Raw genomic sequence first — 16482 nt, 5'->3', positions numbered from 1 at the left:
CCGTCAGGCGGTGCTCCCCCGGTCGGTCAGTTCCGGCTCGATGAACCCGACCACGGGGGGTCCGTAGGCGGGTTCGGCAATACGCCGGACGAGGTGCTGGACCGCCTTGCGGCCCAGACCGTCGGGGGAGGTCTCCACTGCCGTGTACGGCAGAAGGAAGGTGCGTCCGAAGTCCCTCGAATAGAGGCTGACGACGGAGAGGTCTCGGGGGACCACGGTGCCGCGCTCACGGAGCACGCCCGGGAGCGCCGCGATCGAGGCGTCGTTGTGCACGATGAGCGCCGTGGCGTCGGTGCGCGTGTCGAGGATCGCGTTGAGGCTGCGCTCGATCCCGGGCTGCTGCGATTCGCCGTAGTGAGCATGGATGCGGATGCCGTACCGTGCCGCGCGCTCGAGTGCGGCGTCACGGAAACGCCAGGCGTAGGCGCCGCCGCGCTCGAACACGTGCCGCGGGGGCGAGACGAGGACGATGTCGTGGTGACCGAGGCCGTAGAGGTGGTCGACGATGAGGCGCGCCGCTTCGCCGAAGTCGAGGTCGAAGACGTCGAGACCCTCGGTGTCGCGGGGAAGACCCACGAGCGCGCCGGGCTGTCGAGCCTGACGGAGCGCCTCGAGACGGGGGTCGTCGTGAGTGACGTCGAGCAGGACGACCCCGTCGACCATGTTCGACGACGTGATGCGACGGATCGCTCCCGGGCCGTCGCCGTCGGTGACCATGAGGATGTCGTAGCCGAGCTCGCGGGCGGCGTCCGACACGGCGAGGATGTACTGCAGCATGGCCGGCGGGAACTCGTCTTCGTGGAACTGCAGCAGCAGCCCGAGGACCATGGTCTGCGAGGTGGCGAGGGCGCGAGCCCCCGCATTCACGGTGAATCCCAGCTCCGAGATCGCGGCATCGATGCGCTCGCGGGTCTCGCGAGAGATGGGGCGGTTGCCGGAGAGCGCGTACGAGACGGTGCTGCGCGAGACTCCCGCGGCCTTGGCCACGTCACCGATGGTGGTCATTCCCCCGCTCCCTTCATCGTCGAACCGGTTCGACCAGTGTAGCGCCACGAATCGCACTCAGCAACATTTTTGCAGTCGAACGAGCGTGTTTTTTCCCACCCGTCTCGGCACCCTCGACCGCGCGAAGACGCCCCGGGGGTTCGGGCCCCCGGGGCGTCTTCGCGATGCGCGGTCAGGAGCGCGCGCGCTCCCGTCGACGGGCGACCAGGGCCACGCCGGCCGCGAGGATGGCCGCTCCAGCGAGGAGTCCGCCGAAGCCCGCGAAGGTGGAGCCGGTCATCGCGAGGGAACCCGACGCAGACGCCGTCGTCGACGCGCGCGATCCACCGGCCGCCGCTCCCCCACCGCCAGCCGGCACCGCCCCGGCGCCGCCTCCGCCCGCTTCGCCGCCGGCGGCGGCGGTGATCGCGAGAGCCGTCGACGCCGAGCGCTGAGAGAGCACCCCCGTGGCGATCAACTGGTGGTCTCCGACCGGTGCCGATACCGGCACCGCGAGGGTCGCCGACACCGCCCCCGCGGCATCCGCCGTCGCCTCGCCCAGCACGATCGGGTCGGAGTGCAGGACGAACCCGACTTTCTCGCCCGGCGCGTATCCGGCGCCCGAGACCTCGACCGATCCCCCCTGCGCCACCGAGGACGCGTGGGTCGAGACCGTTGCGGCGGCCGGGGTCGTGTCGGGCCGAAGGGCGGTGAAGGTCATCCGGTCGAGATTCGGCGCCCACTGCGAACGAAGTCCCAGGGTGGGGTACCGCTCGGAGATGTACGTGACCCCGTCGAAGTCGGGCTGCTCCTCCGACGCGAAGCGGATCGAGTTCTCCCCCGCCTGCAACTGCACCTCGACGGTGAGATCCCAGAACTGGTTGGCGTTGTAGCTCTGCGGGAACAGCACCTTCTGGACCGGGCCTCCGTTGACGGAGATGTCGGCTCGACGAGCCACCGGGTCGGGGTTGTAGTGGGACGACGGCGACTGCTCCTCGTTGGAGTAGCGCAGGGTCATCGCGTACGTCCCTGCCTGGGCAACGGTCACCTTCTGGGTGAGGGTGTTGCCGTTGCCGGGCGCTCCACCGATGCCGACGACCGCCTTACCGCCGCTGGCGAGCGAGAGGTCCTGAGCCTTCGCCGAGCCCGCGAGAGTTCCGGCCTCCGCCTCGATGGTCTGCGAGACCAGCTCGTTCTTCGAGGCCTGCACCGCCACGCGGTCCAGGGCGAGGGTCCCGGACGCCCCGACGACCTCCACCTTGTTGATACCGCCGACGAGGAAGGCCGGGATCACGGCGGTGTCGGCCACCGTGCCGAGATCCACACCGTTGACGCGCAGGATCGCGGTGCCGCCTCCGAGGGTCTTCACCTCGAGGGACTTCTCGGAGTCGTCGGCGTTGTACACCCAGAAGGTGACCGACTCGCCGCTCGCGACGGGCACGTACCCCGATCCCGAGACGCCCGCCTTGTCGTACGCGGCCGCGGCGCCGTGCAGGACGGCGTTCTCGGCCTCGTAGATGGGCGTGTACCCGGGGTTGGGCTGGGTCAGGTCGATCTTGTCGATGATCGCCGTACCGACGGTCTGCTTGGTCCCGTCGAGACTCTTCGCCGCGATGGTGATGGTGTTCTTGCCCGCCTGCAGGTCGACCGTCGTGTCACTGTGATTCCAGACGACCCACTTGTATCCGAGCTCCGCGTAGATCTCCTGTTCGGCGCCGCCGTTCACGGTCACGAACATGTTCACCGGCCCCTGCGCGAGATTGAGCTGGTCCTTGTTGTACGCGCTGGCGAGGACGCTGAGGTCGTAGGAGCCGGCGGCGGGCACGTCGACGTCGAAGGAGATCTGCAGGTTCGATCCACCGCGGATCCCACCGACGTCCTTCGTTCCCGAGGTGTAGAAGCCGCCCACGTTGCTCGGCGTGCCCTCGGGACCGTTGATCTCGGGGGTTGCTCCGCTGAAGCGGGCGTCCTCCGCCTCGTACACGCCGCGCCACGACACCGGGGACTGCGCCGGGCTCGAGGCGTTCTGCCCCGGAGTGACGATGATCTCGTAGGCCGAATCGGTACCGAGCGGCGGCAGGCCACCCTCGCCGAATCGGAGACCGAGCGACCCGTTCGTCACGGGAGCATCGAACTCTGCGACCGTCTGCGGCTCGCCCGAGTCGCCGATCTGACCTGTCCAGCGGATGTCTCGCACCTGGACGTGAGCCGTTTGCGACAGGTAGTCCGGCAAGCGGTCGAAGTACACGTTCTGGTTACCCGAGCTCCCACCCAGCAGAGCGTGGACCTTCTTGTCGGCGTCGTCCACGGTGGCGACACCCTGCAGGGTGTAGCTCTGTCCGGGGCGCGGCGGATGCACCGCCACCGTGTCACCGGTCATGTTGCCGTAGGCGTTCAGCAGCCACCACTGGCCGTTCCCGCGGTTGGACTGGACGGCGGAGTCGCTCAGATTGCCGTCGATGTTCCAGTAGGCGATGTCGGCGTCGATCTTGCTGTCCTCGATCGCGGAGATCCACTGGATCATCTGCGCGGGAACCGAGGTGTGGTAGTTGAACGCGTACTCGTTGACGTTGATCGGCAGGTGCTGACCCGCCCACTTCGTACCCGCGAAGAGCTCGTCCTCCCACCCGCGGTACTTCGCGACGGAGTCACGGATCGTGGCGGGATTGCTGAGCTCGTGCCAGGTGAAGGCCTGGGGCACGGTGTCGTTGGCGATCGCGTGCGCGAGGAACCCGTGGTCTTGGTCGAAGAGCACACTGGTGTTCGGGCCGCCGATTCGCGCATCGGGGATCTTCGAGGTGATCAGCCGATAGGCGCGATCCCAGGCGCTGAAGAAGCGGTCGGGGTTGTCGAGCCAGCTCTGACCCCAGAACGACTGGTCGCCGTTGCCGTACATGTTGCCCTCGGGCTCGTTGAAGGGCACGAAGACGATGCGCTTGCGGTACTCCTCGGGCAGCTGAAGGACCTGGTCGACCTGTTTGCCGATCGAATCGAGGAACCACGCCTCCTTCTCCGCGCCGTTCGCCCCGGGCACCTCGTAGGGGAAGCCGCGGTTGATGTCGGTCATGTAGATGTACACGTCGCCGTTCGAGGAGTCGGCGAGCGGCTTGACCACCTCGAGGGCGTCGGCACCGGGGTGCTGCGGCCCGTCCTGAGCCTTGGTCGAGACGGTGCGCAGCTGGATACCGTCGATCAGATTGTTCGAGGGGAGGCCCGGACCGTAGAGCCCGTAGAGCGTTCCGGACGCGCCACCCATGAACGCCCCGGTGCGGTCGCCGACGTCGATCGAGAACTCGTCGGGCGTCGTGACGCGCACTGTCGCGGTGACCGCGGTGTCGGTGCCGTCCACCGTGCCGGTGACGGTGAAGACGCCGCGCTGGGCGTAGGCGGATGCCGGCACATCGGCCCAGGTGACGGGAGCGAGGCGTTGCTGCCCATCGTCGAACTCGGCTTTCACCCCGGGGAGGTTCGGAGCTGCGCCGACGTCGGTCTGCACATCGACGCTCTTCTGCAGGACGGTTGTGAGCTTCGGCGCAGCGTCGCCGGCGAGTGCTCGCACCTGTCCGGGGGTGAGGGCGGTGTCGTACACCTGGAAGTCGTCGATGGCACCGGCGAAGAAGGGGTGCACCCCGGTCCAGAAGGGCTGCCCGATGTAACCGGAGTTGGGTGACGAGGAGCCGAACAGGGCAGTGGAGACGTCGGCACCGACATTGGTGCGGCTCACCTCGAGGCCGTCCAGGTAGTAGACCAGCGCCCCGGAGTCGATGGTCGTGGTGACGAGGTGCCACTCACCGGTGGGCAGAGCCGTCGACCCCGATGCCCCGGCTTCACCCTGGGTGGTGGGCTTGACGTTGGAGCGGGCCTTGTCGTCGCCCTGGAACCGCGGGGTGTAGAAGGCCGCGCTGTCTTTGTCTTTGCCCAGGGTGTACAACCACTGGAAGGCGTCGCCCCCGTCCCATTTGACCCATGAGGAGATGGTCGTCGAGGTCAGCCCCTGGAAGAGTCCCGCGGGCACCGTGATGTAGGGCGAGGTGGTCGAACCGGCCGCGCCGCCCGAGAGGTGGAGGGCCTTTCCGCCCGATGGGCCGTCGACCAGTTGCGCCGACCCCGGGTTGGTCAGCAGACCATCGCGTCCCTTGCCCGACTCGTCCTTCACCGTCGCGGTGACGGATGCCGCGCCGTCGAAGTCGTAGTCGAGGATCAGGTGGCTGCCGGCGTCGGTGCCTGCTGCCGCCTCGGCCTGCGGGGGGTGTGCGGGGGAGCCGATGGCGAGGGCGGCGACGGCCAGCCCTGCGGTGACGGTGGCGATGGGCGCGCGTGCGGCACGCCGTCGTGTCGACCTCATGGAACTCTTCTCTCAACGTCGAGGGGGAAGCCGGTTCACTCGTCGAACCGGTTCGACACACAATAGACGGGTGAACCGCGGAAGGTCAACGGGTGATTTCGGGGACGCAGGGTTGGGCGCAGGTCGTCCCGTCTCTCATCCGCGATGCACCCATCCCGCGTCCGTTCCACGGGAGAGGGGCCCGGATGCCATGGCATCCGGGCCCCTCTCTTTTCACCTTCTGCCGGCTACGACACCGCGCGACGCGGTCGACGCGTCACCCAGACCGCCGCTCCCGCGACCAACAGGAACGCCGCGAGCAGCGCTCCCCCGAGGGGACCCTGGGCGCCGGTCGCGGCGAGTTGCCCCTTCGGCACGACCGTGATCGGCACGCGCTGGACGATCGAGCCGTCCGCCGCGAAGACGACGATCGTGTGCGCGCCCGCTTCGAGGTCCGCCGGGATGCGGACGTCGAAGACGACCCGACCTGCCGCATCGGCGACGGGGATGCCGGCGATGCGGATCGGCGTGCTGCGCAGTTCGGCGGTGACCTGCTCACCGGCCTTCAGGCCGGTCACGGTCACCCGTACCGTGCCACCGCGCTCGACGGTCGTCGTCGACACCGAGGCCGAGGGGGCCACCGGAGACGCCGTCGGCTGCACCGTGGGCTGACCCGTCGGGGCGACGGTCGGCGTCGGGCTCGCGCTGGGCGAGTCGCTCGGCGAATGCGACGGGCTCCCGGTCGGGGAACCGCTGGGTGACGGCGACGGGCTCGGCTCCGGGTTCGTCTCGGTGGGGACCTCGCGCGGGGCGACGCTGGTGAGCGTCGGAGTCACGGTTTGGAAGAGGCCGTCGGCCCTGATCCGGACCCGATCGATCGTCGTCTCCCGGTTGGTCCCGCCGCCGCCGGGGATGGCGAAGCGATGGTAGGCGATGTACCACTCGTCGGTTCCGGGCACGTTGATGATCGAGCTGTGCGCCGGTCCGAGGATGCCCTGCGAAGGATCCTTCTGCAGCAGAATGCCGCGGTAGGTCCACGGTCCGTCGATGCTCGTCGACGTGGCATAACCGACGCGGTAGTCGGGAGATCCGGTGTCGTCGATCGAATACGTCAGATGGTACGTCCCGTCTCGGAAGTTCATGAAGAGCCCCTCACGGAAGTCCGGCAGACCGGTGATCGGTTTGATCGTGCCCGCCGTGATGCTCTTCATGTCGTCGGACAGCTCGCCGTAGACCGGCTTGCCGTTCCCCCAGAACAGGTAGTACTTGCCGGTCTGGGGATCCCGGAACGCGGCCGGATCGATCGCCTGCCCGCTGTTGACGCTCTCACCGTTGGTGATCATCGGCTGCGCCTCGGCGGTGAACGGACCTTCGGGGCTGCTTGCGACGGCCACACCGATCATCTTGCGGTTGGCGTTCGGCTCGTGCCCGCTGAAGTAGAAGTAGTACTTCCCGCCCTTCTCGATGATCGTCGGAGCCCAGGCGTTGCCGGTGGCCCAGGGGACGTTGCCTTTCGCACCGTCGAGCGTGAGGAACGGCTTGTCCGACCGCGTCCAGTCCACGAGGTTCTTGGACTTCCAGACGTAGAAGGTGTTGCCGCCCCAGCCGGGGGTGCCGTCGGTGGTGGCGTAGATGTAGTACGTGTCGCCGAACACCGCGATGTTCGGGTCGGCATACAGCCCCGGCAGGACCGGACTCTTCATCTCCACGGCCCGGAGCGTCCACACCGTGTCATTTTGGCCCGGCGTCTTCAGCGTGACGGTCACCGGAGCGCTGAGGTCGCGCAGTGTGCCCGACGGCGGGGTGGCCGTCGTGCCCGTTGCGGTGGTGAAGGTCGGCCGCAGCTTCGTCAGGTCGGTACCCGGCCTGACCGGGAAGGTCACCGTGCGAGAGGCGGCGTCGACCATGGGGGCGACTTTCAAAGCACTCGCATCCTGCAGGCTCACCGATCCGAGGATCGACCCGTTGCCCGATTGCGCGACGATCTCGGCGCTCGAGAGCGCGCGGTTGTAGAGGGCGAACTCGCGCACCTGGCCACGGAGCAGATTGTCGGCGTTGTAGACCGACTTGCCGATGTAATTCGCGAGCGTTCGCCCGCCGCCGATATCGCCCGGGCGCACCGTGACGTTCGTGTTCTCGGCGACCTGTTGGCCGTCGAGGTACAGCCGTGCCGTGGATCCGCTGAGGGTGTATGTGACGTTCACCCAGCGATCGCGCGGCAACGCCGACGCGGACTGCGCGTTCTGCTCCCCCGACCAGTTGCCCGTCGTGAGCGCTCCGCGCAGCTGATTGTTCCCCGTCGCGAAGAGGTAGCCGTTGCCGGTGCCGTCCTGCGCGGTGTTTCCGAACGCGTACAGGAAGTACGGGTTCTTCTGAGCTGCGTCGACGCGCATCTCGGCCTGGACCGTGATGTCGGTCGTCCCCGCCAGCACGTTGTCGGGCAGATCGACGTAGTCGTCGGTGCCATCGAAGGTCAGGGCGTTGTCACCCCAGGCGGCGTTTCCCTTGATCTGCGCGTCACGCCCCGCACCGGAGCGGTCGTGCAGGGTCGACCCGGACCCATCGGTGAAGTCGTACCGCAGGAGCTCGCCCTTCTCGTTCGCGGCGAGCGGCTTCGGGAGGTTCGCGCGCAGCGCCGTGAGCTCCGCCTGCGTGACGGGCATGACCGTTCCATGACGGGGGCTGCCGGGCAGACGGTACGAGGCCGGGACCTTCCAGTCCGGGTTGGCGATGTCGGTGGTCGCGAGCGGGATGTAGCCGCGCCCGCCGTACTCGTCGACGAACAGGTAGTACTTGTCGCCGTTGACGTCGCCCGGGTTGGACTTGAAGATGCTCGGCCCCTCGACCGCCTGCGTGCCGGCGTTCTTGCCGATGCACGAGGTGACGAGCTTCCACTGGTCGAGCGGGGCGGTCAGCACGGGCGAGCTCTCCTGGATGATGTCGCTGCACCCGGTGGTGCCGGCGCCCTCGTCCTTGGTGAAGCGCTGATAGACGCCGTTCGCCTTGATCACGGTGGAGTCGATGCGCGACATGCCGCCCTGCCAGACCTTGGTGTCGCTGAAGGTGACGAAGTCGCGCGTGGTGGCGTACAGCATGCTGTTGGCGACGTTCGAGGTGTGGTTCGGGTCGTTCTCGGGGTAGATCTTCGACGCCCAGAACACGACGTACTCGCCCAGCGACTCGTCCCAGTACGCCTCGGGCGCCCAGGTGTTGCCCGCCGTATCGGGCGAGACCTTCACATGGCGCTGCGCGCTCCAGGTGACGAGGTTGTGCGACTCCCACACCTCGAGGTACTTCGAACCGGTGCGCTGCGAGCGGTCCCAGTTGCCGTCGCGTCCGATCGAGAGGTCGGTGGCGATCAGGTAGAACGTGTCACCCTCGGGGGAACGGATGAGGAAAGGGTCTCGCAGCCCCTTCTCGCCGAACGTCGAGGTGAGCGTGGGCTGTCCGTTGTTCAGCTCCGTCCACGACAGGGCGTTGTTGCCGTTGCTCGCGGCGAAGTAGATGTTCTCGCCCGCGACGGAGTTACCGGTGAAGTAGGCGAAGGTGTAGCCCTCGAAGGGGCCGATCTGCGCCGCCTTGCGGACCGTCGCGGAGAAGTCGCGCGTCTGCGTGACGGCGTTCTTGGTGACGGATGCCGTGAGGGTCACGGTCGCGTCGGCCGACGGCCGCGTGACGACTCCGTCGGCGGTCACGATCTTCGCGTCCGAGGTCGTCCAGGTGACCGGGAGCCCCTGCGACGAACCGGGGAGGGTCAGGTTGCCGCGGACGTCGTCGACGTTCGTCACCGTCAACGCGCCGAGAGCCGACTGCACGGCTGCACCGTCTTCGGGCGTCTTCACGAGGGCTTTGACCTCGGTGGCCGAGAGGGCGCGGTCGTAGATGCGGAAGTCGCGCAGGCTTCCGGCCAGGCGCTTGTCGGGGGTGTAGTTGGAGCGACCGAGGTAGTTCGCGGTCGTGGTCCCGCCGCCGATCATGCGGGGGAGCGTGGTGGTGTCTGTGTTCTCGGCGATCTGGACGCCGTCGATGTACATGCGCGACGTCTTCGACCCGGCGTCGAGCGTGTAGGTCAGCTTCTTCCACACCCCGCGCTCGAGGGCGGCAGTGCCCTCGGCCTTCTGCTCGGTGCTCCAGTTGCCGAGGGCGATGCCGGTGCGCGCCGGGTTGCCCGTCGCGAAGAGGTAGCCGTTGCCGTACCAATCCGTGGTGTTGCCCAGACCCCAGATGAAGTAGTTGCCGCTCTGCTCGGGGCGCACGATCACGTCGGTACTGACCGTGATGGAATCGAGCCCCTTCAAGATGTCGTTCGGCAGCTTGATGTCGTCGTCGACGCCGTCGAGACGGACGCCGTCCGCGCCCGCGAGCGTCGGCCCGCCCTCGAGCGTCGCGTTACGACCGTTGCCGGAGGTGTCGCGTGCGACGGTTCCGGAGGTCTCGTCGAGCGGGTAGGCGGCGACGAGACCCGCGTCCGCGGCGACGGCGCCGGCGATCACGGGCGCGGTAAGGGGCGCCGCGACGAGGGCGGCGATGACAGGGACGGCGAGCGTCCAGCGGGAACGGCGGCGCGGGGGCGCCGATCGGTCGTCAGGGATCACGGGGGTGGGGTCCTCTCGTGGGTGCGTCATTGCAGGAACCGTCGTCATCGACGGTCCCCTGCATGTTAGCGCTCACACACCACGATGACCAGGATGGTTACGTCAACAGCTGCTCCGCCGACCGTGGGAGCGGTGTCATCACATCGCGTTTCGCGGCCGGGCGCCGCCCCCGACCGACAGGAAGGCGAGACGACCGTACCGGTGGCCTCAGCGGGAGCGCCGCGAACCGGTGGGCCGCTCGGCGGGCGCCGAGTCACGAACGACGAGACGCGTCGGGAGAGGGGTGCTCTCGCTCACCGTGTCGGGCTCCTCGACCGCGAGCAGCACCTTCTGCATGAGGATCTCCCCGAGCGCCGCGAAGTCCTGACGGACGGTCGTCAGCGACGGGTAGAGGAAAGCCGCCTCCGGGACGTCGTCGATCCCGACGACCCCGACGTCTTCGGGGACCCGCAGTCCGCGCTCGCGCAGGGCCGAGAGCACACCGATCGCCATGTGATCGTTGGCGACGAAGATGCCCTCCCCCGGGGCGATGTCCGCCTCGCTCGCGATGCGGTACCCGCTTTCCGCCGACCAGTCCCCGTGCACGAGCGCGGTCGACTCGCTGCGCGAGGAAGCGAGCTCCTCGCGCCATCCGCGGATGCGCTCGACGGCGTCGGGATTGCGGGCGGGGCCGGCGATGTGACGGATCGGACCGTACCCGGCCTCGCGCAGGTGCCGCACGGCGCTGCGGGCCGCGCGGTACTGGTCGATCGCCACGAGCCGCGGGTGGGGACGGCTCGTCGTCGCCGACGCGACGATGGGAATGTCGAGATCGAGCGCCTGGACGGATGCCAGCACCTCGGTGTCGACGACGATGAGCACGATGGCATCCACTCGCTGCTTCAACAGCCCGTCGATGGCCGCGCGCACCGCCACGGCGTCGCCCTGCGGAGAGCTGATGGCGTCGACGTTGTACCGGGCCGCGCGGGCGGCGAAGTTGAAGTTCATCGCGATCGACGAGGGGCCGTAGTCGACGCTGCCCGGGGTGACGAGGCCGATGGTGCGGGTACGGCGCGTGACGAGGGCCCGGGCGGCCGGCGACGGGCTGTACCGCAGCTGTGCGATCGCCTGCTCCACCCGTGCGCGGGTGGCCGGGCGCACGTTGGGCATGTTGTTGAGCACGCGCGAGACCGTCTGATGCGAGACGCCGGCCAGGCGGGCCACATCGAAGATGTTCGCCGTACGCGCCGCTTTGTCGTCAGCCATGGGCCGCCTCACCGGGACTCTCGGGCTTGGCCACGAGAGCCAGGAGGGCGTCGGGGGTGAGGTCGACGGCGGGGACGATCTGTGCGAGGACTCCATCGCGCATCACCGCCACCAGGTGCGCCACGCGCAGTACTTCGTCGAGCTCGGCCGAGATGTAGATGATCGAGAGCCCGTTGTCGGACAGTTCGCCGACGAGGCGCTGGATCTCGGCCTTGGCACCGACGTCGATCCCCCGCGTCGGTTCGTCGAGGACGATCACGCGGGGGGAGAGGGCGAGCAGGCGCGCGAGGAGCACCTTCTGCTGGTTGCCGCCCGACAGCGTCGAGACGGGGCGGTCGATGTCGGCGGGTCGGATGTGCAGAGCCTCCACCCAGCTGGTCGCGAGCTCGCGGCGCCGCGCCGTACTCATGCGACGCAGGACGCCGCGCTGGGCCTGCAGAGCGAGGCTGATGTTGTCGAGCACGCTGAGGTCGCCGATGACGCCCTCTGTCCGTCGGTTCTCGGACGAATAGGCGATACGGCGGCTCATGGCCTCGCGCGGCGAACCGAACCGCACGGGGTCACCGTCGACGAACACCTCCCCCGAGCCCGGCCGGTCGACGCCGGTCAAGGCCCGGGCGAGCTCGCTGCGTCCGGAGCCGAGGAGGCCGGCGACCCCGATCACCTCACCCTCGGCGAGGTCGAGATCGGCGTCGCGCAGACGCGGACCGGCGGTCAGGCCACGCGCGCTGACGACGGCGGGGCCCTCGCTCTCATCGACGGTCCGCTGGCCGAGAGGGGCGAGAACGCCCGCAGCGGCGCCGAGCATCTTCTCGACGAGATCGATGCGCAGCAGTTCCTGGGTCGCGTACTCGCCGACGAGGAAGCCACCGCGCAGGACCGTGACGCGATCGCAGATCTCGTAGACCTGGTCGAGGAAGTGCGACACGAACACCACCGCGATACCGGTCTCCTTCAGCTCGCGGATCACCCGGAAGAGTTCCGCGACCTCGTCGGCGTCGAGGCTCGAGGTCGGCTCGTCGAGGACGAGCACCTTGACGTCGACCGAGACCGCGCGAGCGATCGCGACGAGTTGCTGGATCGCCAGCGGATGCGACGACAGGATCGAGGCCGGATCCACCTCGACACCCAGAGACGCCAGGGCGGAGGTGGCCCGACGACGCATCTCGGCGTGGTCGATCATGCCCCACTTGCGGGGCTCGCGGCCGAGGGAGATGTTCTCGGCCACCGTGAGGTTGGGGAGGAGATCGATCTCCTGGTACACCGTCGAGATGCCGGCCGCCTGCGCCTCGGCGGGGGACGACAGCCGGACGGGCGTGCCCTCGACGAGGATCTCGCCGCTGTCGAGACGGAGGGCTCCGGTGATCGCCTTGATCAGCGTGGACTTGCCGGCACCGTTCTCGCCCATGAGCGAGTGGACCTCGCCGGCCTGCAGCCGGAAGTCGACGCCCGAGAGCGCCGACTCGACGCCGAAACGCACCGACGCCCCGCGCACCTCGAGGAGGGGCGGGGCGACGGCGGCGGGCATGGGGTCCATCATGCCCGCGTCGGAGCGAGAGCGCTAACACCGCGCGGCAGTGTGTTTCCGCGCAGCCCGCGGCCGAATGTCAGCGACTGAGCGCGGAGCGCGACACGATGACCCGCTGCACGACCACGAACAGCAGCAGCAGGGCACCGACGGTGATGCGCGTCCAGGACTGCTCGGCTCCCGAGAAGGAGATGATCGTGCGGATGAGGCCGTAGACGAAGACGCCGATCATCGAGCCAATGACGAAGCCGCTGCCTCCGGTCAGGAGGGTGCCGCCGATGACGACCGCGGCGATGGTGTCGAGCTCGGTACCCACACCGTTCAGCGGGTAGCCGGCGCCGGAATACGCGGTCAGGACGATACCGGCGAGACCCGCGCACACTCCGCTGATGACGTAGACCGACAGCTTCGCGCGGACGACGGGCAGGCCCATCAGGCGAGCCGACTGCTCGTTGCCGCCGACCGCGTAGACCGTGCGGCCGAAGCGCGTGTAACGGAGGACGAAGGCGGCCAGCGCCACCGTCAGGAGCGCGATGATGCCCGTCGGGGTGATGTACCAGCCGGCGAACGAGAATCGCGTCGACTGCAGCCACAGCAACCCCTCGTTGTCGACCTTGATCGACTCGAGGCTGACGACGAAGGCCAGGCCGCGGGCGAGGAACATGCCGATGAGCGAGGCGATGAACGGCTGCACGTCGAAGAACTGCACCAGCACACCGATCAGCAGTCCGATCGCCGCACCGATGAGCACCATCGCGGGGATGGCCACGGCCACCGGGACCCCGTCGCCGAGCATCTTCGCGCACAGGATGCCGGTGAACGCCATCACGGCCCCGACCGAGAGGTCGATCCCCCCGGTGAGGATGACGAAGGTCATTCCCACCGCGAGCACGAGCAGGTACGCGTTGTCGAGCAGGATCGACGACATGATGCGGTTCAGCTGGAAGTTCGGGAAGTACCACATGGCCCCGGCGATCATCACGACCAGGATGATGACCGCGGCGAAGACGGGCACCCACGAGATGTGACGGCTGAGGAAACGGCGGTACGAGACCGCGGACGACGACGTCGAGCGTCGTTCTTCGGTGAGAGTGGCCATCAGGACAGCACCTTTGCGTCAGGACGTCGGGTGATCGGACGAAGCGCACTGCGCCCCGCCGTGTGGAAGTACGCGCGGAAGCGTCGCGATTGCAGGAGCACCACGATCAGCACGGCCGCGGCCATGAACACGGGGCTGACCGCGGGCGGAACACCCAGGAAGGTGATGGTGCTCTTCAGCGTCTGGATGGTGAAGACACCCACGACGGTTCCGGCGAGGCTGAACTTTCCCCCCGCGAGCGAGGTACCGCCCAGAACGACCGCGAGGATGGCATCCAGCTCGATGTAGAGACCGGCGGCGTTGGCGTCGGCGGCCATGATGTTCGAGCTGTAGAGGATGCCGGCGATACCCGCGAGGGCGCCGCTGGCGATGTAGGCGCCCCAGATGATGCCGCGCGAGCGGACACCCGCCAGGCGGCTGGCCTCGGGGTTGATACCCACGGCCTCGGTGAGCATGCCGAGGGCCGTTCGACGCTCGAGGATACCGACGACGATCACCGCGAAGATCGCGACGAAGAACGCGAAGGGGAGCCCCAGGACGTACCCGCCGGCGATGAACTTGTAGGGATCGCTGTTGATCGTGGTGATGAAGCCGCCCGTGATCAGCAGCGCCACACCGCGGCCGGCGAGCATGAGCACCAGCGTGGCGATGATCGGTTGGATGCCGAGGACAGAGACGAGGAACCCGTTCCAGACCCCGAGGAGCAGGGCGACGCCGACGGCCGCGGCGATCGCGGTGAAGACCACCCCGAGGTTGCCGGGGTCGGGCGACGCCTCGATGACGGTGAGGGCGACAGCCCCCGAGACGGCCATGATCGCGCCGACCGAGAGGTCGATCCCTCGGGTGGCGATGACCAGGGTCATGCCGAGGGCGACGAGCATGAGCGGCGCGCTGTTGCGCAGGATGTCGATCAGCGACCCGTAGAACTGACCGTTCTGCATCGTGATGCTGAGGAAGGACGGTCGCGAGATCGTGTTGATGGCGATGAGCGCGAGCAGCGCCGCGATCGGCCACACGAGGCGGTGGGTGAGGAATTTCTTCATGCGATCTTCTCCCGATCGGACGACAGTGTCTCGGGTGCGGTGTGCGGCGGTGCGGCGGATGCCGACTCGGATTGCCCCTCGGCGATGTAGGCCACGAGAGCGTCGAGGTCGACGTCGCGGGTGGCCAGTTCGCCGATCTTACGACGGTCGCGCAGGACCGCCACGCGCTGGGCGAGGCGCAGCACCTCTTCGAGTTCGGACGAGATGAAGATGACCGCGAGGCCCTTCTCGGCGAGCTCGGCGACCTTGCGCTGGATATCGGCCTTAGCACCGACGTCGATGCCACGGGTGGGCTCGTCGAGGATGAGCAGCTCGGGCGCGGTGGCCAGCCACCGTGCCAGCAGGACCTTCTGCTGGTTCCCGCCCGACAGGTTGCGGATCAGGGCGTTCGGATCGGCGGGGCGCACGCCGAGCGCCGTGATGTACTCCTCGACGACGGCCTGCTTCTCTGCGGCGCTGATCTTGCGCAGGGCGCCGCGGCGGGCCTGGATACCGAGCACGATGTTCTCGGCGACGGTCAGGTCGCCGACGATGCCCTCGGCGCGGCGGTCCTCCGACGAGAACGCGATGCCGCGGTCGAGAGCGTGGCGGGGCGACCCGGTGCGAGCGCCCGAGCCGGACACGTGCACGGTGCCGTCGTCGGGCCGATCGGCGCCGGCGATCAGGCGAGCGAGTTCGGTGCGGCCGGAACCGAGGAGTCCGGCCAGTCCCACGACCTCGCCCGGGTAGACGTCGAGGTCGACCGGCTCGAGGGCGTTCTTGCGCCCCAGCGAGAGCGCGCGCAGCACCGGGGTGCCGCTGCGGTCGATCGGGCGCTCGGCGCTGGCGGAGATGGCATCCAGCTCGCCCAGCTCGCGTCCGATCATCTTCGCCACCAGCTGCTCACGGCCGAGCTCGGTGACGGGGTACTCCCCCACGAGGGTGCCGTTGCGAAGCACCGTGAGTCGGTCGGAGATCTCGTAGATCTGGTCGAGGAAGTGCGAGACGAAGAGGATCGCCACGCCGCGGTCGCGGAGATCGCGGACGACGCCGAAGAGCTGCTCGACCTCGCCGCGGTCGAGGCTCGAGGTGGGCTCGTCGAGCACGAGCACCTTGGTGTCGACGACCATCGCGCGGCTGATGGCGACAAGCTGCTGAAGGGCGATCGAGTGGCTGGCGAGGATCGATCGCGTGTCGATGTGCACGCCCAGCTCTGCGAGGTAGGTGGCGGCCGCGGCGTGCGTGGCCTTCCAATCGACCATGCCGGCTCGACGGATCTCGTTGCCGAGCATGACGTTCTCACCGACGGTGAGGTTCTGGCAGAGGTTGACCTCTTGATAGACGGTGGCGATGCCCGCGGCCTGGGCGTCGGCGGTGGCGCGGAACTGACGCTCGGCCCCCTCGACGCGGATGACGCCTTCGTCGATGCCGTAGACGCCGGTCAGGGCCTTGATCAGGGTGGACTTGCCGGCGCCGTTCTCTCCCATGAGGGAGTGCACCTCACCGGCGTAGAGGGTGAAGTCCACGCCGTCGAGCGCCTTCACCCCGGGGAACTGGATGCTGATGCCGCGCATCTCCACCACGGCTGACCGTTCGGATGGCTTCACGGCGACCCGTTCAGATGTCATTGTCGATCGCTTTCTCGGATCGGGAGCGTGCGGGGCCGGTGGGTACCGACCCCGCAC

8 protein-coding genes are annotated in these 16482 nt (G+C 68.4%); all 8 read right to left on the bottom strand.

All coding sequences use genetic code 11. The features are described 5' to 3' along the window. Positions 1 to 3: 3 nt before the first annotated feature. The 8 genes from MTE01_RS15740 to MTE01_RS15705 all read right to left on the bottom strand — a co-directional run bounded on the left by MTE01_RS15740 (position 4) and on the right by MTE01_RS15705 (position 16425). Positions 4 to 1005: a LacI family DNA-binding transcriptional regulator gene (locus MTE01_RS15740; protein ID WP_141378323.1), complete on the bottom strand. Its 1002-nt coding sequence runs from the start codon at positions 1003 to 1005 to the stop codon at positions 4 to 6. 172 nt (positions 1006 to 1177) lie between these two features. After that, a complete protein-coding gene (locus tag MTE01_RS15735) occupies positions 1178 to 5329 on the bottom strand; it encodes a LamG-like jellyroll fold domain-containing protein (RefSeq protein ID WP_141378322.1) in 4152 nt (1383 codons plus the stop codon). A 227-nt stretch (positions 5330 to 5556) separates the two neighbouring features. Beyond that, positions 5557 to 9933, bottom strand: a complete 4377-nt coding sequence (locus tag MTE01_RS15730; RefSeq protein ID WP_141378321.1) for a family 43 glycosylhydrolase — start codon at positions 9931 to 9933, stop codon at positions 5557 to 5559. Between the two features lie 177 nt (positions 9934 to 10110). After that, positions 10111 to 11148, bottom strand: a complete 1038-nt coding sequence (locus MTE01_RS15725; RefSeq protein WP_103208482.1) for a LacI family DNA-binding transcriptional regulator — start codon at positions 11146 to 11148, stop codon at positions 10111 to 10113. Continuing rightward, positions 11141 to 12685 (bottom strand): sugar ABC transporter ATP-binding protein, encoded by a 1545-nt coding sequence (locus tag MTE01_RS15720; protein WP_103208635.1) that lies wholly within the window; start codon positions 12683 to 12685, stop codon positions 11141 to 11143. The genes MTE01_RS15725 and MTE01_RS15720 overlap by 8 nt, the downstream gene beginning before the upstream one ends. A gap of 70 nt (positions 12686 to 12755) precedes the next feature. After that, positions 12756 to 13775, bottom strand: a complete 1020-nt coding sequence (locus MTE01_RS15715; protein ID WP_103208481.1) for an ABC transporter permease subunit — start codon at positions 13773 to 13775, stop codon at positions 12756 to 12758. Beyond that, positions 13775 to 14818 carry an ABC transporter permease gene (locus tag MTE01_RS15710; protein WP_103208480.1) on the bottom strand — a complete coding sequence of 348 codons (1044 nt, stop codon included), beginning with the start codon at positions 14816 to 14818 and terminating at the stop codon, positions 13775 to 13777. The genes MTE01_RS15715 and MTE01_RS15710 overlap by 1 nt, the downstream gene beginning before the upstream one ends. After that, positions 14815 to 16425, bottom strand: coding sequence for a sugar ABC transporter ATP-binding protein (locus tag MTE01_RS15705; RefSeq protein ID WP_141378320.1), 1611 nt, complete (start codon positions 16423 to 16425; stop codon positions 14815 to 14817). Before MTE01_RS15705 ends, MTE01_RS15710 begins: the two co-directional genes overlap by 4 nt. Between the last annotated feature and the right edge of the window lie 57 nt (positions 16426 to 16482).

This window comes from Microbacterium testaceum, from assembly GCF_006539145.1.
GTDB classification, from domain to species: domain Bacteria; phylum Actinomycetota; class Actinomycetes; order Actinomycetales; family Microbacteriaceae; genus Microbacterium; species Microbacterium testaceum.
Note: the sequence above shows the minus strand (reverse complement) of the source record. Positions and strands in the feature narration are given on the sequence as shown.